Genomic DNA, 20,845 nt, shown 5'->3' on the forward strand with positions numbered 1-20,845 from the left:
GCGGTCGACGGGGTTTGGACGGCGGCCTGACTTGCCTGGCTCCTGCGCGGGGGTGAAGATCCCTGGGCCGCCGTGTCACCGTGACAGGAGGCAGGGCTTGGGGCTGTGATGGCGCGGCGGCAAGGTCCTGTGGCGACAGCGCACCGTGGACCCCAAGAAGACGGCCTGGGGCGACGGGCACACCCTCGTCGCTGCGGACCCGGACCGCACGCAGACCGTCCAGTCGCTCGATGTGAACCGTCAGGGGATCTCTCCACGCGCCGCTCTCCGGCTGGAGGGTGGGATGTGGTCGGTGCGGGCAGCGGCACCGTACTGGCCGGCGCCGACCCGAACGACGGCTCCGGGGACCACGACACTGCCCTGCACGCCTACGGCACCCGTGACGGACGATCCTCCTGGCAGTTGCGGGCGCCGGCCGGCCAGGAGTACGGGTTCCCGAAGATCGCTGACGGCCGGGTGTACGTCGTACGCCAGCCCTTCCTCACCGAAGGGGACACAGGCCGTCGGATACACGCCGACCTGCTCGTCCTCGACGCGGACACCGGGCGCCTGCTCCACACCCTGCGGCTGCCGTCGATGACCGCGCCGGACGACTACGACTACTTCGTGAAGCTCGACATCGTCGATGTCGCCGACGGCGCGGTGAGCATCGGCTGGCGGGACGGTGAGGGGGACCTGCTGATCGCCACGGACTGACCCTCGCCCGCCCCGCATCACCGGCCGACGGTGCGACCTGCGACATGACGGTCGACGCTTGCCCGCAGGCGGTATTCCGTGATGATGATGCTGCCCTGCTCCTGGTGCGCTATGAAGGTGTCCAGCCGCATGATCGTCCGCGGGTGGCCCGGACCTCGATACAGCGTCACGACCTGCGAGGCGTTGCGGGCGTGCGGCGCTTTTTGCGTGATGTGCTTCGCCGGTGGCACAGGTTGCCGCTGCTGGACGACCTCGAGCTGCTGGTCTCCGAGGTCGTCACGAACGCACTCATCCACGCCCACAGCGAAGTGGACCTGCGGTTGCGGGAGTATGCCGACCGGATCCGGGTCGAGGTGCGTGACAGCGATCCGTATCCCCCCGTGCCGACCGCCCTCCTCAACGACGAGAGCAGCAATCAGGAGGCCGAGTCCGGCCGTGGGCTGCTGATCGTCGAAGCCCTCGCTCTCGCGTGGGGGAGCTCGCCCGCGGGACGCGGCAAGACCACCTGGTTCGAGATCAGCACCGCGGCGGCGGACCCTGAGCCGGATACCGATCACCGTTCCTAGTCAGTGAGCAGGAGTGGGTCTTGGACCCATACATGGTCACTGCGGACATCCCGAACGGTGTTGGGTGTCCTGGTCGCCCGCTTTCGCTCCGCGTTCGGCTGCACGCGTCCTGTGCGTGATCCGGGGATGCGGGGGCGGGTTTCCTCACGCCCGCGGGCGCCTGGTCCGGCCTGGGCGGTCCGATGCCCATACCCATCGCTCTGGTGGGTGTGGGGCGGTGTCGTCCGTCGCCGGATCGGGTGCCCGAGGGCGTGGTCGGCCGATGGGCGGGTCGCGCCTTTGTGGTTTGGTGCAGCGAGGGCGTGCCCGGCGGTCGCAGAGGCGTGCGATGTCCAGCCGGCGAGGCTTTCAGACCGGCTTGGGCTCAGGTCTCGTCGATGGCTTCGGTGATCTCCCGCGGTGTGGCGCCGAGCCACCAGGTGGGGTTGGCCGACCCGTCGGTGGTGGGGCCGTCGCGGTGGACGTAGTGGCGCACGTCGCGTCCCGGCTCCTGGAAGGCGCCGTTCAGGGCACGTTCAAGCCACTCGGCGCCGAAGCGGAAGATCTCGGCTGCGACTTGGCCCAGCGGATGGAACTCGTTCTCGTAGACGCGCATCTCCTTGGGGGCACGCACGCGCTCGTAGGTGGCCAGGGCCTGCTCCAGCGGGGTCAGCTCGTCGAACTCGCCGATGCCCATGAAGACCGGGCAGGTAATACCGGAGACGAGGGCGCCCAGGGGCATGCGCTGTGCCAACTCCGTGTCGAAGAGGTCCTCGTCCGTGTAGCCGGACATGTACATGTAGTTGTTCTTGAAGGTGGGCTGTGCTCGATTGAATATCGTCTCGAAGTCGCCGGTGACTCCCTCGAAGCTGGCCATGGCGGCGAGTCGCGAGTCGGTTGCCGCAGCGCGCAGGCCCCAGTAGCCGCTCATGCTGATGCCGAACATGCCGATGCGCTCGGCGTCGACCTCCGGCAGGCCGGCGAGGTAGTCGATGTAGCGGCTGATGGCGCGCTCGTAGTTGGTCAGGTCCACGGTGAGGCCGTTCGCGCGGGACTCGCCCTGGCCGGGGCCCTCGATGGAGAGGGCGACGATGCCGCGCGAGGTGTAGTAGCGCTCGGCCGCGTAGATGTAGTCCTCCTTGATCATGTCCATTCCGGGACCGAGGATCACGGCGGGGGCGGCCTGGACGGCACGGGCCGGGAGATGCAGCAGGGCGTAGATGTGCTTGCCCTCGAAATCCAGGACGACGCGGCGGACCCGGTTCTCGCGCAGTGCGCCGAGGCGCTCGACGCAGTGGTTGGCGTGCTTGCGCATGGCCGCCTTGCGGGGGTCGGCGGCGTCGAAGATGGAGTACTGGGCGCGGCCCCACATCACGGCGGCGCGCAGGTAGAGGTCGGCGGCGGTCTGGGCGAAGCCGTTCTTCTCGTGGTGGGCTGCGCGCGCCTCGGCCTGGGTGGCCACGGTGGCCCACGCCTTGGGCAGCATGGCGCCGCTCTTGACGAGGGCGAAGACCTTGTCGAAGTCGGTGTGGTCGTGGCCGAGCTGCTCCAGGGTGCCCTTGGCCTCGGGGTGCAACGCATCGAACCCGCCCTGCGCGAGCGCGATGTCGAGGCTCCAGCTTTGTCCGACAGATCGTATGGTCATGTCTCTTCTCCTTGCCTCGGGCACCTTTACTAAGTACTTAGTCATTAGGTCGCGCAATGCGCGACCCCGGAGCCCCGGGTGAGCGCACGGCCGTCCTGTGGATCTGCAGTGTTGCGGCCGCCTCAGGGCCGCACGGGGCAACTGCCGGCCGGATCGGCCCCCCGGGTGGCGGCGGGACCGGGCGGCGAGTCGTCGACGCCCCGGAAACCAGTGCCCGGGTCGTAAGCCACCCCGCTATCTCAAGTACTTATCTATTAAGTACTTCAGATACGATGGTTGTCAAGTGGAAGCCCCAACAGCCCTGACTCCCCCCGAAAGAGGGCCATGACCGGCACCGACGACCCACAGCGCCAAGAGGCCCTGGATACCCTCTCCCGTGCCGCATACAGGCTCAGCGCCGCCGACGCCCGCCTGCGTGGAAGGGCCACGCGCAGCCCGGGCGCCCTCTCACTCACGCATGCGCGCGCCCTGCGCGTCCTCGCCGAACACGGCCCGCTCTCGATGGCAGAACTCGCAGCGAGGGTCGAGACCACCAGCGCCGCCGCGACCCAGCTGGTCAACGGCCTCGTCAAAGTCGGCTACGTAGAACGAGGGCCCGACCCCGCCAACCGCCGCGCCGTCCGCGTGAGCCTCACCACCAAGGGCGGCGACCGCCATCGAGAACGCGAGCAGGTCCTCGCCGACGCCCTGGCCGCGTCTCTGGCCAATCTGAGCACCGATGACCTGGCCGTCGCCGCGGACGCCCTCGACCGCCTGGGCGAGATCTACGACAAGCTTTGACTTGCTCCTCGGGCTGGAGCCCGAGGATTCTGGCCTTCTCGTCCGTTGCTGTGCCGCTACGCGGCACGGGGTTCGGGGGAGAATCCGTGGCTTCCTGCTTCGTTGCGCTGTGCCAGGACGGGTCCTGGTCTTACCTGCGCCGCTGGAGGTGTGGTGGCCGAGCCTGTGCGGGTGCGCAGACTGACCGACCAGGAGGGGCAAAAACTGCAGCAGATCGTGCGCCGGGGCAGTACCAGTTCGGTGCGCTACCGGCGAGCGATGATGCTGCTGGCGTCCGCCGGCGGAAACCGGGTGCCGGTGATCGCCCAACTGGTCCAGGCCGACGAGGACACGGTGCGGGATGTGATCCACCGGTTCAACGAGATCGGCCTGGCCTGCCTGGACCCTCAATGGGCGGGAGGCCGTCCCCGCCTGCTCAGCGATGACGACGAGGACTTCGTCATCCAGACGGCCACCACCCGCCCCACCAAGCTCGGCCAGCCCTTCACCCGCTGGTCGATCCGCAAACTCGCCGCCTATCTGCGCCGCGTGCACGGCCGCGTCATCCGCATCGGCCGTGCTTACGGTGTCTGCTGCTGCGCCGCGGCGTCACCTTCCAGCGCACCAAGACATGGAAGGAGTCGCCCGACCCCGAGCGCGATACCAAGCTCGACCGCATCGAGCAGGTGCTGGACCGCTTCCCGGACCGGGTCTTCGCCTTCGACGAGTTCGAGCCCCTGGGGATCCGACCCACCCCGGGCTTCTGCTGGGCCGAGCAGAGCAAGCCCAACCGACTGCCGGCGACCTACCGCCGCACCCACGGTGTCACCTACTTCCATGGCTGCTAATCCGTCGGCGACGATCGGCTGTGGGGCGTCAACTGCCGCCGTAAGCGTTGCGGCAGGGCGGCGCTGACTACACCCGCGGCGTGGGCGCTCGTCCTCGCGTCTGCCACACTCCGGTGGTGCGCGGCGCGTGGCTGCGGGAACGCGCCCGGCTGGGCCAAGGAGTCGAGGCCCACCGGCTGAGTTGGCCTGTGAGGACGACTCAGGGTCGTCCTGGCCGAACTGCTGACGCCGGCGCTGAAAGCACCACCCTGAAACCGGCGGCCTGACATCGATAGTCGCTCCCCGGTTTTCGAGGGGGAGACGCGGTCACGCTTGATCGTCTTGATTCTGTTGACGTGGCCTTCGACGACGCCGGAGCTGTAGGACAGGGTGAGAGCGGCGGTGACGGCCGGGAAGTCCTGGCGGACGGAGTCCGCGAAGATGCCGATGGCCTCGGGGCCGCTCAGGTTCATGGTGGGGCAAGAGGACGTCCTCAAGCGTCTCCACTCGCATGACGGAGGGATTCCCTGGTGGAACGGTCCTGCAGTCCGGGCGCTACCGGCCCCGGCTCTCTGTGGTCGTCACAATTGGCCAGGCCGGGCGTCGAAGTCGAAGTCCCGCAACGCAACCGACTCGGCCTGGCAGAAGCCGTGAGCCTGCAGAGTAGGAGCCGCCTGCGGCGACGACCATGGCATCTGCCGTGCGACGGCACGCGCCCGGAGGTGTGAGAACCGAGGACCTGGTCGCCGGATGGAGGCCAATGGCTACCACCCGATGGGGGGCCTCGACGTGGCCACGGGCAACGGAGCTGAGGTGGCTCGCACGGCGGCTGTCCGGTCGATCGCACCGGCGAGTATGTCGATCGCTGCCTGGACTCCGAGGCCCCACAGTCCCAGCGTCACATAGTCGACGACGCCGCCGAACGTCTTGCCGAAGTAGAGCGTCGCCAGGCCCGCCCAGATCGCTCCGGATGCCAGGATGAGGATGATCAGGGCGTCACCGAACTGTCCGAACCTGGGGCGCGTCCATAGCGGCCTGGTGAACGGCGACAAAGTTGTCAGGAACTGGGGGAGCGGTGCGCCAGCCTCCCCGCCAAGTTGTGGTCCACCGTAGAGACCGCCAGCGTCGGGGAGCAGCTGTCGCTCGGCCTCCTTCGGGAGGCTCACCTCGTCCATCTTGGCGGCGGCAGCATCGAGCAGCGCAGCGATGCCATCCGGCAGGATCTCGCGGAAGTCCTTCCGCCGCCACAGTTGATTCACGGCGCTTGAAAACGAGAGCCAGAAACTGTCCAACGGTGAGAACCCAGCGGTGGGAGCGAACCCCGTCTGTGCTTGCGAATGCTGCTCGCTCTCCAGCTCACGATATTGCTGACTCAGTTGCATAGCTCGCTCGTTGAGCTCCCACCATCGGCTTGCCACATTCTGCGCGGCGAAGATGTCGTCGGCCCGGGTCTTCAGGTCGTCCGCCTCGATCTCCTTGCCGGCGAGGATGCTGGCAAGGCTGTCCAGGAACGCAGGCTGCCGGCCAAGGGCCGGATGCGGACTTGGGATGCTGTCACTGTTCAACCGTTCCAGGTCCTGCCGTACGGAACGCAGGGCCTCAGGCACGCTCCGCCAGGCGTCGATCGCGCCGACGACGTTATTGATCTCTTGCTTCACGCCCACGTAGTCAGGCGCTGTCTCGGCCAGCGACAGAGGGTGGGCGGTCGCCACCCCGATAACCCGGCCTCGCAGCGCGGTGAGCCTGCTGTGCACGCTGGTGCCGATCCGGTAGGGCGGTTCCGCGCCTGCTTTGGGAAGTGCCTGGGTGACTGAGTCGAGTTCATTGCGTGCCCGGGCAAGTTCGTGCAGGCATGCGCGGAGGGTGCTGCGCACCCCCCATCTGCGGATCATGAGGCTCGTCAGCACTCCCACGGTGACGACGACAGTCGGCCACAGCCACGCATCGGAGTGACGTACCGTCAGCTTGACCTTACCCCCGGGTTTCGAAGAGAGGTCCACGGAGCCGGTGTAGCTTCCGACGGTATCCAGCGAGGTGATGCGCAGCACGACCGCAGCGGTGCCGGTGCAAGGTTCCGCCTCGACCTCAGCTGTATCCCTCCCTGTCGAAACGTACGTTGACGCGTCCATCAGCTGTGTCCCAACAGGGCAGGTCTCGTTCAGTGGAATCGTCGCGTGGGCGGTGTCCCCCGTCTGCCACGGAAGCCACCGCCAACTTCGAACGTCCCAGCTGGTGGCCTGGGGGAGAGGCATTGCGTCGGAGGTGGCGTGCACCAAAGCGTGGGCATGCCCGTTGCCGCTGATCGCGAGCAGAACGGCCACGATGGCGCTGAGGAAAAGAGCCCGGGACCGCACGGACAACGAGATGCGGCTCATGTCCGCCGATGCTGTCACTGTCGGTGCGTACGTGACTACCTGAACTCCCCTGAACGGAGTCGGGCGAGCCGCCGTCAGCGCAGGACTGCATCCCCGGGCGACCGCTAGAGGCGCCGCATCGGCCACCGCCGCGGGGTCATGGCCGAGTGTCGGCAGCGACTGAATGTCATCAGCCGCTGCGCTCCCGTGTCCGTCGCCGTGCTGCCTGGCCTTTGCCAGTCGCGTAGGTCGACCCTGTTGGGTCATTACCCCGGGGCATATGTCGGATATATCTGTTTCGGTGAATGCCGACCGGCGGCAGCTCGACCGGCCATCGCACCCGTTCTGACGGGGCCGCGGTGCACGCCACGCGTGCCGTCTCTCCTCTCCGGGAAAGGACGTCCCGTTTCATGGCCACCAACAACAGGAAGAAGGCGGCTTCCGCGCCCAGGAAGTCAGCCTCTGCGCAGGACAAGCTGATCGACTCGCTGGGGCAGTACATCCGCACGCGGGGCCCAGACCTGCTCAAGGATCCGAACGTGTCGTCCGTCGGCATCGGCCACAAGGTCAAGAACGGCACGCGGGGCAAGCAGGTCGTGCTGCAGTTCACGGTCAAGAGCAAGGCCGAGCCGGAGGCGCTGGAGGCGCTGGGCACGACCCGGATCCCGGAGACCATCACCGTGGACGGCGTCGAGGTGCCCACTGACGTCATTGAGCGCAGCTATACGGCGCACTTCCGGATGGTGGCTGAGGTTGAGAAGCCGCAGCGCAAGACCCGCCTGGACCCGATCGTCCCCGGAGCGAGCGTCGGAGGCGTGACCGTCACGGCCGGCACGATCGGTTGCATCGTGTTCGACAAGGCCGACGGCACCCCGTATGTGCTCAGCAACTGGCATGTGCTGCAGGGCCCGGACGGCCGGCTGGGTGAGGAGGTCGTCCAGCCCGGCCGGTTCGACGACAATCGCATCTCCCGCAACCACCTCGGCGTCCTGAAGCGGTCCCACCTCGGCCCGGCCGGTGACTGCGCGGTGGCGACCATCGAAGAGGGCCGTACGTTCGACCAGACGATCTTCGAACTCGGTGTGGTGCCACAAGAGTTGGGCGAGCCGGATCTCGGCGACAAGGTGATCAAGAGCGGACGCACCACAAGTGTTACCCACGGGGTGGTCCGCCGCATCCACACCCTGGCCAAGATCGACTATGAGGGTGATGTCGGCGAGAAGACCATCGGCTGCTTCGAGATCGGCCCCGACGCCGACCACCCGGCCGCGGACGGGGAGATCAGCAGCGGCGGCGACTCCGGCGCGGTGTGGCTGTTCAAGCAGAACGGCAAGCCGGGCAAGGTCATTGCCGGGCTTCACTTCGGCGGGGAAAGCACAGGCGACCCTGACGAACACGCGCTGGCCTGCCTGTCGAGATCGGTCTTCGAAAAACTCGAGATCAGCCTGCAACAGCCCTCCCCCGAAGAGGTACAGCCCCTGCAGGGCTACAACCCGGACTTCCTCGGCAAGCAGATCGACATCCCCCAGCTCACCGCCACGATCAGCGGCGACGCCGTGCGCCTGGACGGCTCGGAGGTCATCCCCTACACACACTTCTCCCTGACACTCAGCAAGAAGCGCCGCTTCCCCTTCTGGGTGGGCTGGAACATCGACGGCGGCACCCTCAAACGGCTCAGCCGCTCCGGCATCCCCTTCACCAAGGACCCGCGACTCCCCGCGAACACCCAGGTGGGCAACGAACTCTATGAGGCCAACCGGCTCGACCGCGGCCACATCGCACGCCGCGCCGACCTGCTGTGGGGCAGCCTCCCAGAAGCCCAGAAGGCCAACACGGACTCGTTCTTCTACACCAACATCACCCCGCAGATGGACGACTTCAACCAAAGCGCCAAGAACGGCCTGTGGGGCCAGTTGGAGGACGCTGTCTTCGCCGACGTCGACGTCGACGACCTCAAAGTCAGCGTCTTCGGCGGACCGGTCTTCCAGGACGACGACCACGCCTTCCGGGGCGTGAAGATCCCCCGCGAGTTCTACAAGGTCATCGCCTTCCTCGAGCGAGGCGAACTGAAAGCCAAGGCGTTCTTGCTCACGCAGAGCCTGGACCAGCTCGAGACCCTCGACCTCGACGAGTTCCGCGTCTTCCAGGTCACCCTCGACGAGATCGAGGCCCGCGCCCACATCCGCTTCCCCACCACCCTCCACAAGGGCGACCAGCTGCTCGTGCCCGAAGCAGTAGCCGACCGAACACCGCTGGAAAAACTGACCGACATCAACTGGGACTGATCTCCCACACCCTGTCGGCAACACCTGTCGAGCAGCTCAGGCAGGCCCCGTCATGCACCAGGGGGCCTGCCAAGTCACTGGGCTGGCGCAAGTGCGGCGGTGGGTAGGTGCTAGGGAGTCTCTTTCGGATCACATGGAAATGGCTTCACGGCCGCCAGCCCCGCGGTGCGCCATCTCGTGCAGCGGGGAGCAGGTTCGTGTCAGTGACCGCGGTGAAACGGGCGTCGGTGGTCTCGCGGTGGTCGTGCTGGCGGCGGGCGCGCTGAGGATTTCGACCAGGGCGTCCGCGACGGTCTGCAGGAGGTGACGGCCGCGGCCGAAAGGTGGAGCGAGGGGCCCGGCCGTCACCAACCGGAAGCGAAAGCGGACGACCAGTACGCCCAAGACCGTTCGGGGCGTGCCAGTGCACGGGCTCGCTCCCGCTCACTGCCCAGGAACGGTCGGGCAACGTACTTCTGCAGGCACTGAAGCGCGTCCCGTAGCTCGATGTGTGGGCATGGCACTTCCCCGAGCCGGACGATGGCGGACAGGTCGGCGAAGTCGAGACGGGATGTTGGTACTCAGCGCTCACTTTCACTTCGGAATGGGGCACGGACCCCACGACGAGTCAACGCCGTGGAGTCCGCTTGCGATGCGGTGGTAGATCAGTTGTAGGGGCTGTCGTCACCGCCGCCAGGCATGGTGCCCTCCAGCAGCTGCTCGACGTCTTCGACCACCAGGACACCGGTCGAGTGTCACCCGGGCAGCCCGCCGCCGGCTGCAGGTCGCCCCGGGACTCGGGACACTGGGTGCGACATGGGCAAGCTCGGGGAATTGACGTCACGCCAGCGCGTGGCCATGGCCGCCACAGTGAGCGCGAGTGCCCTGCTCTTCTCCAGCCTGACCGGCGTCGTCGTGGCTCTCCCGGCGATCCAGCGCGATTTCGGCATCGACAGCTCAACGCTGCACTGGGTGATCGTCGCGGCGCTGCTGCCACTGTGCGCCGTCGCCGTGGTGAGCGGCCGGATGGGCGATGTGCTGGGGCGGCGCCGGGTGTTCCTGCTGGGCATGCTCTGCTTCGGGGTGGGCTCGGCGCTGTGCGCGACAGCCCCGGACGGATACTTTCTGGTGGCTGCCCGCGCCGTACAGGGCCTGGGTGTTGCGTTGGCTGTGCCGCTCGCCCTGGCGAATCTCACGGCCGTCCTGCCTGAGCACAGGCGTGGCTGGGCGATTGGTGTGCAGACCGCCGTCACCACCTTCTTCGGCATCGGGTTGCCGCTCGCGATCGCCCTGCTGGTGGAGTTCGGGAGCCGGCGGTGGGCCTTCGCCGCCACCGTACCTGCCACCCTCCTCGTGGTCGTCCTGGCTTCCCGGTACCTTGACGAGACCCGCGGGCCCGCCGGGGCATCGATGGATGTGGCGGGCTGCGTCCTCATGGGCGGCGGGCTCACCCTGGTGGTCTTCGCCTGCGAACGGTCGTCGGACTGGGGCTTCGCCGAGCTTCGCACCCTGCTCCCGCTGGCCGCGGGCCTCGCCCTGCTCGCCGCCTTCGTCCGGGTGGAGCTCCGGGCCCCCGACCCGCTGCTCGACCTGAGGCCGCTGCGTCGCCCCGATGGTCCCCCTGGCTGCCCTGGCCCTGGCCCAGTGCGCATCGCTCAGCCTGATCGTCTATGTGACGTTGTATCTGCAGCATGTGCTCGACCTGGGGGCCCTGCGGACGGGGCTGCTGCTCCTCGTCACCAGCCTGGGCACCGTCGCCCTCTCGCCGGTCGTCGGGCGTCTGACCGACCGCGGCTACGGCAGATGGCTGATCGTCACCGGCCTGGCGGTGATGGGCCTGAGCCTGCTGTGGCTCACCTACGGTGTGACCCACCGCCACGGCGCCCTGCTCGTCCCCGCGCTGCTGGTCCTGGGCCTCGCGACGCCCCTGATCTACCCCTCGGCGACCGCGCTCATCATGGTCGCCGTGTCCGAATCCGCACGGGGTGTCGGGGCGAGTCTGTCGGTCCAGAGCCGGCAGATCGGCGCGACGCTGGGCCTCGCGCTGATGAACGCGCTGTTCACGACCGTCGAATGGGGGGAACGGAACAGCCTGCTGGAGGGCTCCGGCGCCCCCTTCACCCCGGAGGAACAAGGCGCCTTCGACGATGCCCTCTCACAGGAGCGGGAGCGCAGCGACCTGCTCGCCCGGCTGCCGGGCAGTTCGCGAAGCCGGGTCCGTGACGCCGCAGACCACGCCTTCGTCAGGGCGGTCGAGGTCAGCTTCCTGGTGCTGGGCGGGCTCGTCCTGCTCGCAGCGGTGCTCGCGTGCGCCGTCCTCCTCAGCCGGCCCCGGTCCGTTGCCCGGCCGGCCGGGAGACCGCAGGCGACTCGCTCTTCCATGCGAGCAGAGCGCGCCAGCCGTAGCGCAGGGCCAGCAGTCGGAGCGCGAAGGTGGCCAGCATGGCGGCGCCGGCGCTAATCGGGCCCAGCAGCCCGAGCTGGAGCAGCACGGCCACGGCGTCGGCCCCGAGTACCGAAGGCAGCGCGTACATCTCGCGGTCGCGGCGGCGGCCAAGCGCGACAGCGCCGATGCAGAGCGCCTCGACCGGGCCGTGCACCACCTGGCCCTGCAGGCCAGCGCGGGCACCGGCAAGACCACCACCCTGGCCCGGCTCGCCCACGTCACCCAGCGCCGTGGCCGCTACCTCGCCTACAACTGGGCCATCGCCCAGGACGCGCGCTCCCGCTTCCCACCCACTGTCAGCTGCCACATCGGCGAACGCGACCTCTCCCAAAAGGCCCTCTCCAACGTCACCTTGCGCACCGCGGCCCACTTCTGCCACACCGCCGAACCCACCATCACCCGCCACCACGTCCCACGCCTGCGCGGCCTCGAGGACAAAGACCTGCACGCCAACTCGCCGCACCCATCGTGCCGTTCGCCCGCAAAGCCTGGGCCGACCTGCAGCACCCAGACGACAGGTTCAACCGCTTCCCGCAGCTGACATTGGTGCGCATCAAGCACGCAAGTGATCACTTTTCGCGGACGATCGGCGACAAGCGGACCCGAAGAGTCACAACCCACGGTGCATCGTGGGAGTGTGAGATCTGCTCAGTTGTGAGGCTCAGATGGGGGAGTGGGACGTGAGTACGGGGAGCGGCGAAATACCCCGCCCGGCCCGGGGAAACCGGATCCTGCTGACTCGGACACACCGGATTCTCATCGGTGTGGTCGTCGCCGGTGCGGTCGTCATCGCCGGTATCGGCTTCGCGGGCTCGTACGCCGCCGTCCGCGAACTTGCCGTCAAGAAGGGCTTCGGGAACTTCGCGTACGTCTTTCCGATCGGCATCGACGCCGGCATCTGCGTCCTGCTCGCCCTGGACCTGCTCCTGACCTGGATCAGGATCCCCTTCCCCCTCCTGCGTCAGACGGCCTGGCTGCTGACGGCGGCGACGATCGCGTTCAACGGCGCAGCGGCCTGGCCCGACCCGCTCGGCGTCGGCATGCACGCCGTCATCCCGATCCTCTTCGTCGTCGCTGTCGAAGCCGCCCGGCACGCGATCGGCCGCATTGCCGACATCACCGCCGACAAGCACATGGAAGGCGTCCGCCTCACCCGCTGGCTGCTCTCCCCGCTCCCCACGTTCCTGCTGTGGCGCCGCATGAAGCTGTGGGAACTGCGCTCCTACGAACAGGTCATCAAGCTCGAACAGGAACGCCTCGTCTACCAGGCCCGCCTGCGCTCCCGCTTCGGCCGCGCCTGGCGCCGCAAGGCCCCAGTGGAGAGCCTGATGCCACTGCGGCTGGCCCGCTACGGCGTCCCCCTGTCGGAGACGGCCCTGTCGGGCCTGGCGGCCGCCGGCATCAAGGAGGCCGCGGCCCCAACTCGAGAACCTCAAGTCCCGGTAGGCCAGCGTCCGAAGGCCGAGGAACTCGGCAGCACCGCGGAAAGGCCTGAGCTTCCTTCGGCCCTCGCCGGCCAGCCAGCCCCGGGTGAACTCACCGGCTCGACGTTCAGCCACCCCCAGTCGCACCATCAAACCGACCAGAACGGGCTCTTCGCGCAGGCCTACGAAATCTGGATCGCCCAGTTCCAGGTAGCGCCCACGCCGCAGCAGTTCGGCCTGTTCCTCCGGGACCAGTACGCGGTGACCACGGCGGCGGGCGGACCGCTTTCCGACGAGCAACTCCTCCCGATCCTGGCCAGCCTCCAGCAGCACTACGCATCCACCCAGTCCGACGCGCCCGCGGAGTCTGCCGAGGAGGGCAGCGACGATACGGACTGGGACGCGTTCTTCTACAGCGCCTGGGTCGACTTCGCCCAGGCGTACGGCCACTACCCCGACGCGGACGCCCTCGCCCGCTACGTCTTCGAACGTGACGGGGTCACCACAGCCGCCGGCCAGCCGCTCGTCGGCGAAGACATCCAGTCCCTCGTCACCGGCTTCTGGCAGCGCGAGTTCGGCGAGACAGACACTCAAGCTGAGACGAACGAGCCGACGGCCGCACCCAACGGCCAGAGCACGGCCGACACCTCGATTCCCAGGCAGCCCAGCCCCCAGGGCCACAGCACCGCGACCACAACAGTCGCAGCCAGCGAGACGAAACGCGGGCCAGAAGTACGCGCCTCAGCCGACCAGCACGAGCAGGACCCCAGCCCCGAGCCTGCAGGGGAGGGGAGTGGGCTCACCACAGTCGACCGCTACTTCCTCGCCTGGACTGCCTACCAGGACCAGCACGGCCAGGAACCCAAAGACAAGGAACTCTCCACCTACCTCGCCGACCACGGCGTCCTCGGCCGCGGAGGACAGGCCGTCAGCCCGAGCACACTGCGCAGATACCTCCCTGGCTTCCGCATCTACACCGTCTGGGCCGATCTGCGTGCGCGCACTGAGCAGCCCACTGCGCAGGACGTCGCAGGCGAGTGCGCACTCCGGGGAATCTCTGTTCGCAGAGCGCCGGTGACGGCAGCCATGATCGAGAACGACATCGAAGAATTCGAGCGCCGCTGGCAAGCCATTGCGCAGCACGCCCGCCTCTCCGAAGCGCCGAACTGAACGTCCGGAGGGGGGTTGCCGACTGCCTCAAAAGTTGCGCAATGATGCCCTGACCAGGTCACTACTCGATGGAGTGCGCCTGACTGTCTCAGCGACTGCACAACTGGAGCGGCAGCCGACGAACCCGAGGGGTGCGAGTGCGCAATGGGGCCGAGGCACGCTCCTTGAAGGGAACTGTTCGGTCATCCTCTGGACGGCGCTGCCCCGACAGTCCATTCGCCATGGAGGCACAACCATGCGCGCACTGCGCATTGACCCGAACATGAGCGTCACCGACATCGACCTCCCCGCCGGCGTTGCGCAACACGCGCGCATCCGTGATCTGGTCGGCGGGCCAGGATCTGTCGACATCGGCCGCTACCACCCCCGCGCCCTGCTTCACCTACATGGCGAAGGCCGGGCGATCGGGCTGAAGGACAACCTCGTCGCCTGGGCCCTGGCGAGTGCCTGGCGCGGCATGCCCCTGTATCCCCTGCACGGCCCTGCCGTCATCACCGGCCGCAGCCAGGACGGGGGAGTGGCACCCCTGGACGACGACCTTGTGCAGCATGCCCAGACCATTGCGAGGACTGTCCGGGAGACCCTGCGCGAGTGGCAGACCCGTCGGCCCGCGTCCAATCAGGCGGCGATCGGTGAACTCCTCGCATACGTAACCCGCGACGTGCACCCCATCTCGTAGCGCCTCAACCGACAGTGTGAGCCGTGCAGGCCGCCGCAGATGACAATCAGAACCCGGGAATGGCGGGCCCCCTCAGCACCAGATCGCCTGTCGAGCATGAGCAGCAGCAACCAGGAGTGCCTGACCGGGTGTCCATCTCTGCGTGACGATGACGACGCGTGAGCCCGACTGGCCGTTCTGCAGACAGGCTGTAGCGGGCGCCCCATACGGCTGCACTGGCCGGTCCGTTGCCCCCCACAGTGAGTGCCTGCGGCACATCACCGATCAACAGCGCGACGCCTATTTTGCCTCTCTCACTGCCGGCAGCGCAGTGGACCACCGCGGCACATCGCTGGACCAACCGCTCCTGGCACAACTCCTCAACGCTCTGTGCGACCCAACCTCCGGTGACGCACGCTTTGGCGAGGCGGCCTTCGAGTCTGCGAGGTTCCAGGGCCACGTCGGCTTCGGGTCGGCAACCTTCGAAGGGGACGCCCGGTTCGGGTCGGCAACCTTCGAGGACACCGTTGGGTTCGCGGCGGTGACGTTCCAGAAAGCCGCCGGATTCCGGTCGGCGACCTTCGAACGCAAAGCCACGTTCGAGCTGGCGACCTTCGAAGGCGACACCGAGTTCGCTGCCGCATTCTTCAAGGACGACGCGGCGTTCGGGTTGGCGACCTTTAAGCGCGCCGCGTGGTTCAGGACGGCGACGTTCGAGAAGAATGCCGGATTCCGATCGGCCACCTTCGAGCGCGACGTCGCACTCGACTCGGCGACCTTCGAGGGCGAGGCTGCCTTCCCATCGGCGATCTTCAAGGACAGCGCCGGATTCCGGTCGGCCACCTTCCAGCACGCGGCCAGGTTCGGATCCGCGACCTTCGAAGGAAACGCCTGGTTCGAATCGGCAACCTTCCAACACTCAGCGTCCTTCGGATCGGCGACCTTCGGCAAGAACGCCGCGTTCGCGTCGGCGGTGTTCGAAGGCGACGCCGGGTTCGCGTCCGCGGTGTTCGAAGGCGAAGCCGTATTCCAGTCGGCGACCTTCAAACGCGAAGCCCGGTTCCAGAAAACGGCCTTCAACGGCAACGTCACCTTCAAGAGGGCACACTTCGAAAGCACCCTCCTCCTGGGCCCGTTCGTATGCGCGAACGAGGTCACCTTGTCGGAGGCCTCGTTCGCAAGCCCCGTGACCATCGCCATCGCCGCCGTTCGTCTGGAATGCTGGCATACACGCTGGTCAGCGACCGCTGAACTCCGCCTCCGCTACACGAGGGTCGACCTGACCCGCTCTGTCTTCGATACCCCTGTCACCGTCGCCTCCGCGAGACCCTTCACGGACGATCAGGGCATACGGCTGGACGAGACAGCAATCACCCGCCCAGCGCCCTGGCGCCGCGACACGGCCCAGATCATTGATCTGCACGGAGTGGACGCCGCCCACCTCGTCCTGTCCGACGTCGACCTGTCCAGCTGCGAGTTCACCGGCGCCGTGCACCTCGACCAACTCCGGCTGGAGGGAGACTGTCCCTTCGCTGTGACCCCACCCGGCATCCACTGGCGACGCTGGCGGCCGGTGCGGTTCAGCCAGCGCTCCACACTCGCCGAGGAGCAAGGATGGCGCGCCAGGCGACCCCGGGCGGTATCGGGCTGGCGAGAGTGGCCCGGAGGACGGGGTACCGGGCCGGCGCAGTTGGCACCGATGTACCGGGCACTGCGCAAATCCTTCGAGGACAGCAAGAATGAACCCGGCGCGGCGGACTTCTACTACGGGGAAATGGAGATGCGTCGGCACAACCCCCGTACGCCGCGAGCCGAGCGGAGCCTGCTCGCCGGGTACTGGGCACTGTCCGGGTACGGTCTCCGCGCCACCCGCGCGCTGGTGTGGCTGCTGCTGGCCATGACCGCCACCCTGCTCGGGATGATGCTGTGGGGACTGCCCTCTCAGACCCCGCAACCTGTCTCCACGGGTGACATACACGGTCATAGCATCCGGCTCACCACCGACACCCCCGACCCGGTCAACCCGGGCGGCTCGCTCCACGAGCGGATATCAACGGCCCGATTCGAGAAGGGACTGCGGGTGGTGGTCAACTCGGTCATCTTCCGTTCCTCCGGCCAGGACCTCACCACGGCCGGCACCTACACCGAGATGGCCTCCCGCCTCACCGAACCCGTCCTGCTGGGCTTGGCTGTTCTCGCCATCCGCAATCGAGTCAAGCGCTAGCTCGGTCAGCAGTCTGCAGGTAGCGCCCGGCCTAGAAGCGGGGATTGGTCGGTCAGCTGGGGACGTCACGCAGGCGAAGACCTGCGACTGCGAGGTTCAAAACGTGAGCGGGCTGGGCTTCAGCCGCTGGCCGAGTGGGCGTTGAGGATGTCGTTGTCGTCGAGCGCCAGCCCTATGAATTCGTTGACGGCGACCGGGGCGATGCCAGGCTTGTCCGCACGGTCGGCGCCGGTCCGGGCATCAAGCAGGAGAGGCCCATTGCTCGTCTCGCCGTACACGATGCCGTGCCAGGCAGATGTCACGGTCGGCACCAGGCGGTCGGATCCCTTCTCTGGGAGCTGCCACAGAAGCTTTCCGGTCTTCGAGTCCACCGCGAAGACCCGGCCGTCGCTCATCGTGGTGTGGCACACCGTCACCGAGCGGCCGTCATAGAGGCACTGAAGGCCGAATGTGTCGCCGTCGATGCTGCCGGCGCTGGAACCGTCGCCCCGGTAGAAGCCGACGAGCGCGTCGCCGGAGTCATAGTCGGTGCCCGAGACCACGGCCAGATCGGGGCCCGCGCTGGCCAACGACAGGTCGGACGTGTCCCGCTTCGTCCAGGCTGGCTTGCCGTTGCCGCTCATCGGGAACCCGGCGAGACGCTGCCTCACCAGATCACGGATCTGGACGGCCAGCACCTGATCACCTGCAATTACGGCGTCCGCGACGTGGTCGGCCTCCCAGCCCATTGCCCGCTTGTCCAGATCGAACGCGTAGATGACGCCGTTGTCTTGGCTGGACGCACTGATCACGGCGGTGTTCCCCACGACACCCACCACTCGGACGGCCACCGCACGGCTCTCATCCGCCCAGTCGGGCAGATCGATGTTGCTGCGCCAGGTGACCTTGTTGGTGGCGGTGTCGATGGCATTCAATTCGATCTTGGCGCGGCTGGGCTGTGTGCCGGTTCCGGGAACGGTGATGGCGAACGGTGCGAGCACCTGGTCCTTGTCACCGGCGTCGGCCAGGACGGGGGCGAAGGCCTTGGGGCGGTTGAATTCGCTGGTGTCCTGGAGTTTTCCCTGCGGGTGGATCGCATCGGACAGCCCGCTCTTGCCGTCAACGACGGTCACACCGTCTGCGGCGCCGATATACACGGTGGACCTGTACAGGGTGAGCGGCAGAGCCTCGAGCATCACTCCGCCCGCAGTCATCCTGGCTTTGGTGGCCGCCTCGGGGAGCGGTTTGCCAGCCGTCTGGAACGCGGTGGGCGGATCGTAGGCCTTGGCCCGGGCAGCCGGCCCGGAAGCCGTGCCCGTGGCGGCCGGGTGGTCCTTGTCCTGGGAACCGGTCGTGGCCACGTTGTCGTTGGAACAGCCCGCGGCAAGCAGCAGAACGGCGGCGGCCGTCAGGGCGCGGAGTGGTGTGATGGGGCGGGGCATTGCGGGGGAGTCCTCCAGGATGGGGTGGGTGAGTGCGGTGCGGTCACAGGGCCCGCCGATCGTGGGAGGCGTTCAGTAGATCGTTGATGAGCTGCTCGGTCTCCAACTCAAGGGAGCAGTCCAAAGCCCTGTTGACTTGCTGAACTCGGGTGATGGCGGTGTGCAGCCCGGAGCGGTTCCCGGCCGCGTACTCGACCCGCATCCAGTCCCGGTACAACAACTCGGCGCTCTCGTCGACGTCGAGACCGGTCGCGACGGCCTGCCGGGCGGCTGTGAGGTCGTGGTGGGGACCGGCCGGGGGGCGGTAAGTGGCCACGGTGTGAGCGATGTCGATGATCCGGGTGATCATCTCCTGCTAGTAGGGCTCGTCGCAGCGCACGGCGGGGGAGAGGCGGTAGGGGTCGTCGCCGGCGCTGCGGCGCGGCACGTAGGGATGGCCGCCCGGATCGTTGCCGAGAGATCGACGCGGGCCCTGCAGCCGGGCGTTGAGGGTCGTCACTGACCAAGGGCTGACCGGGTCCATGTCGGCGCACAGGACGTCGGCGCTGCGACCGGGGGAAGTTAGAGCAAGGCCGCGAGCTGGGCACTGCGCGGGCCGTGTCCGGTGCTGGACACGCCGGTCACCTCGACCGGGCCCAGGACCCGGATCTCCGGCGCATGCAGGTCGTGCGCCTCACCCTCATCGTCCAAGTCCTCGCCGCCCGCCGCATCCGGGGCATTTGAGGTCAGGGCTTCCAGTCCTTGCGGGGCAGCCATCATCCGTCAAGCCCCGAGTATCAGGAACATGACGTGTCCCGTGTACTTGGGCGTAATTGAGGCAGGGCTAAGCAGACCAGCTAGCTCAACGGCATCGGCCCGGAATATTCCTGGCAATGCGATCACCGGGACAGGGTCCCGATATCGAAAGGCCTGAACTAATAGGGCCGCTAGATAACCCGTTTCCAATATGAGGAGAAAACCATGACCCGCGCTTCTCGAAAGCAGCGTCTTGCGATGCTGGCTGCCTCGGCCGCCCTGGCTGCAGGTGGCGCACTCCTGCCGTCCAGTGCGTTCGCCGCCCCGGCGGCCCCGCACGCGGGAGCCGTAGCCACGGTCGAAGCCAGTAACCAGCAGCACCTGCCGATAGGCAAGGACAAGAACAAGGTCACCATCAGTATTACAACTACCAAGAGCGTCAGTAGCAAGGTCCTCGACGATGGCAGGGTCAAAATTACCACCACCACGACGACCATCACGGTCAAAAAGAACGGAAAGGGGCAAGTGATCTCGAAGAAGATCGAAAAGAAGACGGTCGTGAAGTTCGTCAATACGAACAACAACAACGGCAACAACAACAACGGCAACGGCAACGGCAACGGCAACGGCAACAACAACGGCAACGGCAACGACAAGTAAAAAGATGAGGCTGGTCACGCAAGTGGCCAGTAGTTGGTCTGGCTGTGTGGCAAGAGAAAGCAAGACGCCCCAGCCAGACCAACAAGTTCTGGGGGGGAAATGGGCATCTCGCGCCCCACGGCCCACAAGTGGATCCGCCGATGGCGGGCAGAGGGCGAGCCGGGGCTGCACGACCGCTCCAGCCGGCCCCGAACGACTCCACACCGCACGGCGGCCGTGGTGGAGGCCCGGGTGTGCCGACTGCGCCAGGACCGCAGACTCGGCCCTGCCCGCCTGGGCCCGATCCTGGGCCTGCCGGCCTCGACCGTGCACCGCATCCTGGTCCGGCACGGCCTGAACCGGCTGGCGTTCATGGACCGGCCGACCGGAGAGGTCATCCGCCGCTACGAACGCGCACAACCGGGCGAGCTGGTCCACATCGACGTCAAGAAACTCGGCCGCATCCCCGACGGCGGCGGGCACAAGACACTGGGCCGCCAGGCCGGGCCACCCGCGGCAGGATGGGATTCGACTACATCCATTCCGCCGTCGACGACCACACCCGCCTTGCCCACAGCAAGATCCACGACGATGAGAAGGTTGCCACCTGCGCGGGCTTCCTCACCCGCGCGGCCGCGTTCTTCCAGGCGCACGGCATCACCCGCATCGAGCGTGTGCTCACCGACAATGCCTGGGCCTACCGCAAGGGCCTGGCCTGGAAGCGAGCCCTCGCCGAAATCGGCGCTACCGGCAAGCTGACCCGCGCCTACCGACCCCAGACCAACGGCAAAGTCGAACGCTTCAACCGCACCCTGCTCGACGAGTGGGCCTACCTACGGCCCTACACCAGCAACGACGAGCGGACCGCAGCCCTGGCAGACTTCCTGCACACCTACAACCACCACCGCTGCCACACCGCACTCGGCGGCCAGCCACCGATCACCCGCGTGAACAACGCTGCGGGTCAATACACCTAGTGATTTGGTCCGGAGGTCCTGTCGCAGTAGCGGCAGATCCGGTCGATGATCTGGTCGGCTG

General features: G+C 67.4%; 15 protein-coding genes and 6 pseudogenes. 14 read left to right on the forward strand and 7 right to left on the reverse strand.

Annotated features, from left to right (window positions below; genetic code table 11):
- The first annotated feature begins 285 nt into the window (after positions 1-285).
- Both IEY95_RS46940 and IEY95_RS46945 read left to right on the forward strand, forming a co-directional pair.
- Positions 286-696 (forward strand): hypothetical protein, encoded by a 411-nt coding sequence (locus IEY95_RS46940; RefSeq protein ID WP_189192461.1) that lies wholly within the window; start codon positions 286-288, stop codon positions 694-696.
- A 44-nt stretch (positions 697-740) separates the two neighbouring features.
- Entirely contained in the window at positions 741-1,262 is a 522-nt protein-coding gene (locus IEY95_RS46945) for an ATP-binding protein (protein WP_189192462.1), read from the forward strand.
- On the opposite strand, the pseudogene IEY95_RS49955 reads toward IEY95_RS46945, so the two are convergent.
- Both IEY95_RS49955 and IEY95_RS46950 read right to left on the reverse strand, forming a co-directional pair.
- Positions 1,259-1,513 (reverse strand): annotated as a pseudogene (locus tag IEY95_RS49955) (IS200/IS605 family accessory protein TnpB-related protein); the annotation flags it as partial. The gene IEY95_RS46945 and the pseudogene IEY95_RS49955 sit on opposite strands and share 4 nt — an antisense overlap.
- 113 nt (positions 1,514-1,626) lie before the next feature.
- The gene (locus tag IEY95_RS46950) at positions 1,627-2,886 is read right to left on the reverse strand and encodes an alpha/beta hydrolase (protein WP_189192463.1); all 1,260 of its coding nucleotides are present in this window, start codon (positions 2,884-2,886) and stop codon (positions 1,627-1,629) included.
- Between the two features lie 324 nt (positions 2,887-3,210).
- Between IEY95_RS46950 and IEY95_RS46955 the strand changes: the two genes are divergently transcribed.
- Positions 3,211-3,666, forward strand: a complete 456-nt coding sequence (locus IEY95_RS46955) for a MarR family winged helix-turn-helix transcriptional regulator (protein WP_189192464.1) — start codon at positions 3,211-3,213, stop codon at positions 3,664-3,666.
- A gap of 153 nt (positions 3,667-3,819) precedes the next feature.
- Positions 3,820-4,490: pseudogene (locus IEY95_RS46960) on the forward strand (helix-turn-helix domain-containing protein); the annotation flags it as partial.
- 746 nt (positions 4,491-5,236) lie between these two features.
- Here IEY95_RS46960 and IEY95_RS46965 read toward each other — a convergent pair.
- Positions 5,237-6,847, reverse strand: a complete 1,611-nt coding sequence (locus tag IEY95_RS46965; protein ID WP_189192465.1) for a hypothetical protein — start codon at positions 6,845-6,847, stop codon at positions 5,237-5,239.
- A gap of 389 nt (positions 6,848-7,236) precedes the next feature.
- Here IEY95_RS46965 and IEY95_RS46970 point away from each other — a divergent pair, with 389 nt between their 5' ends.
- From IEY95_RS46970 to IEY95_RS49970, 8 genes and pseudogenes are all read left to right on the forward strand, one after another.
- On the forward strand, positions 7,237-9,111 hold the full coding sequence (locus tag IEY95_RS46970; protein ID WP_189192466.1) for a DNA/RNA non-specific endonuclease: 1,875 nt from the start codon (positions 7,237-7,239) through the stop codon (positions 9,109-9,111).
- 837 nt (positions 9,112-9,948) lie between these two features.
- Positions 9,949-10,485, forward strand: a pseudogene (locus IEY95_RS50965) (MFS transporter); the annotation flags it as partial.
- A gap of 217 nt (positions 10,486-10,702) precedes the next feature.
- Positions 10,703-11,551 carry an MFS transporter gene (locus IEY95_RS46980; protein ID WP_189192467.1) on the forward strand — a complete coding sequence of 283 codons (849 nt, stop codon included), beginning with the start codon at positions 10,703-10,705 and terminating at the stop codon, positions 11,549-11,551.
- Positions 11,552-11,684: 133 nt separating this feature from the next.
- Positions 11,685-12,067 (forward strand): annotated as a pseudogene (locus IEY95_RS46985) (DNA helicase); the annotation flags it as partial.
- 197 nt (positions 12,068-12,264) lie between these two features.
- A complete protein-coding gene (locus IEY95_RS49960) occupies positions 12,265-14,130 on the forward strand; it encodes a DUF2637 domain-containing protein (protein WP_444544775.1) in 1,866 nt (621 codons plus the stop codon).
- Between the two features lie 235 nt (positions 14,131-14,365).
- The gene (locus IEY95_RS46995) at positions 14,366-14,809 is read left to right on the forward strand and encodes a hypothetical protein (protein ID WP_189192468.1); all 444 of its coding nucleotides are present in this window, start codon (positions 14,366-14,368) and stop codon (positions 14,807-14,809) included.
- A gap of 148 nt (positions 14,810-14,957) precedes the next feature.
- Positions 14,958-15,833, forward strand: a pseudogene (locus IEY95_RS49965) (pentapeptide repeat-containing protein); the annotation flags it as partial.
- A 141-nt stretch (positions 15,834-15,974) separates the two neighbouring features.
- Positions 15,975-17,012 carry a hypothetical protein gene (locus tag IEY95_RS49970; RefSeq protein WP_229703839.1) on the forward strand — a complete coding sequence of 346 codons (1,038 nt, stop codon included), beginning with the start codon at positions 15,975-15,977 and terminating at the stop codon, positions 17,010-17,012.
- Positions 17,013-17,131: 119 nt separating this feature from the next.
- Here IEY95_RS49970 and IEY95_RS47005 read toward each other — a convergent pair whose 3' ends face one another.
- The 4 genes from IEY95_RS47005 to IEY95_RS50540 all read right to left on the reverse strand — a co-directional run bounded on the left by IEY95_RS47005 (position 17,132) and on the right by IEY95_RS50540 (position 19,123).
- The gene (locus IEY95_RS47005; protein ID WP_189192469.1) at positions 17,132-18,352 is read right to left on the reverse strand and encodes a PQQ-binding-like beta-propeller repeat protein; all 1,221 of its coding nucleotides are present in this window, start codon (positions 18,350-18,352) and stop codon (positions 17,132-17,134) included.
- 124 nt (positions 18,353-18,476) lie between these two features.
- A complete protein-coding gene (locus IEY95_RS50530) occupies positions 18,477-18,782 on the reverse strand; it encodes a hypothetical protein (protein WP_308429430.1) in 306 nt (101 codons plus the stop codon).
- 6 nt (positions 18,783-18,788) lie between these two features.
- The gene (locus tag IEY95_RS50535) at positions 18,789-18,932 is read right to left on the reverse strand and encodes a hypothetical protein (protein WP_308429431.1); all 144 of its coding nucleotides are present in this window, start codon (positions 18,930-18,932) and stop codon (positions 18,789-18,791) included.
- A 62-nt stretch (positions 18,933-18,994) separates the two neighbouring features.
- Positions 18,995-19,123, reverse strand: coding sequence for a hypothetical protein (locus tag IEY95_RS50540; RefSeq protein ID WP_308429432.1), 129 nt, complete (start codon positions 19,121-19,123; stop codon positions 18,995-18,997).
- A 270-nt stretch (positions 19,124-19,393) separates the two neighbouring features.
- Here IEY95_RS50540 and IEY95_RS47015 point away from each other — a divergent pair, with 270 nt between their 5' ends.
- Together IEY95_RS47015 and IEY95_RS47020 are read left to right on the forward strand one after the other, a co-directional pair.
- Positions 19,394-19,828 carry a hypothetical protein gene (locus tag IEY95_RS47015; RefSeq protein WP_189192470.1) on the forward strand — a complete coding sequence of 145 codons (435 nt, stop codon included), beginning with the start codon at positions 19,394-19,396 and terminating at the stop codon, positions 19,826-19,828.
- A 96-nt stretch (positions 19,829-19,924) separates the two neighbouring features.
- Positions 19,925-20,784: pseudogene (locus IEY95_RS47020) on the forward strand (IS481 family transposase); the annotation flags it as partial.
- Positions 20,785-20,845: the final 61 nt, after the last annotated feature.

The sequence above is a fragment of the Streptomyces albiflavescens genome, from assembly GCF_014645835.1.
Taxonomy (GTDB): Bacteria; Actinomycetota; Actinomycetes; order Streptomycetales; family Streptomycetaceae; genus Streptomyces; species Streptomyces albiflavescens.

Coding starts and splice junctions, on each gene's coding strand:
- IEY95_RS46945 (WP_189192462.1), top strand. CDS start 741: ATGACGGTCGACGCTTGCCCGCAGGCGGTATTCCGTGATGATGATGCT.
- IEY95_RS46950 (WP_189192463.1), bottom strand. CDS start 2,886: ATGACCATACGATCTGTCGGACAAAGCTGGAGCCTCGACATCGCGCTC.
- IEY95_RS46955 (WP_189192464.1), top strand. CDS start 3,211: ATGACCGGCACCGACGACCCACAGCGCCAAGAGGCCCTGGATACCCTC.
- IEY95_RS46965 (WP_189192465.1), bottom strand. CDS start 6,847: ATGAGCCGCATCTCGTTGTCCGTGCGGTCCCGGGCTCTTTTCCTCAGC.
- IEY95_RS46970 (WP_189192466.1), top strand. CDS start 7,237: ATGGCCACCAACAACAGGAAGAAGGCGGCTTCCGCGCCCAGGAAGTCA.
- IEY95_RS46980 (WP_189192467.1), top strand. CDS start 10,703: ATGGTCCCCCTGGCTGCCCTGGCCCTGGCCCAGTGCGCATCGCTCAGC.
- IEY95_RS46995 (WP_189192468.1), top strand. CDS start 14,366: ATGCGCGCACTGCGCATTGACCCGAACATGAGCGTCACCGACATCGAC.
- IEY95_RS50530 (WP_308429430.1), bottom strand. CDS start 18,782: ATGATCACCCGGATCATCGACATCGCTCACACCGTGGCCACTTACCGC.
- IEY95_RS47015 (WP_189192470.1), top strand. CDS start 19,394: ATGACCCGCGCTTCTCGAAAGCAGCGTCTTGCGATGCTGGCTGCCTCG.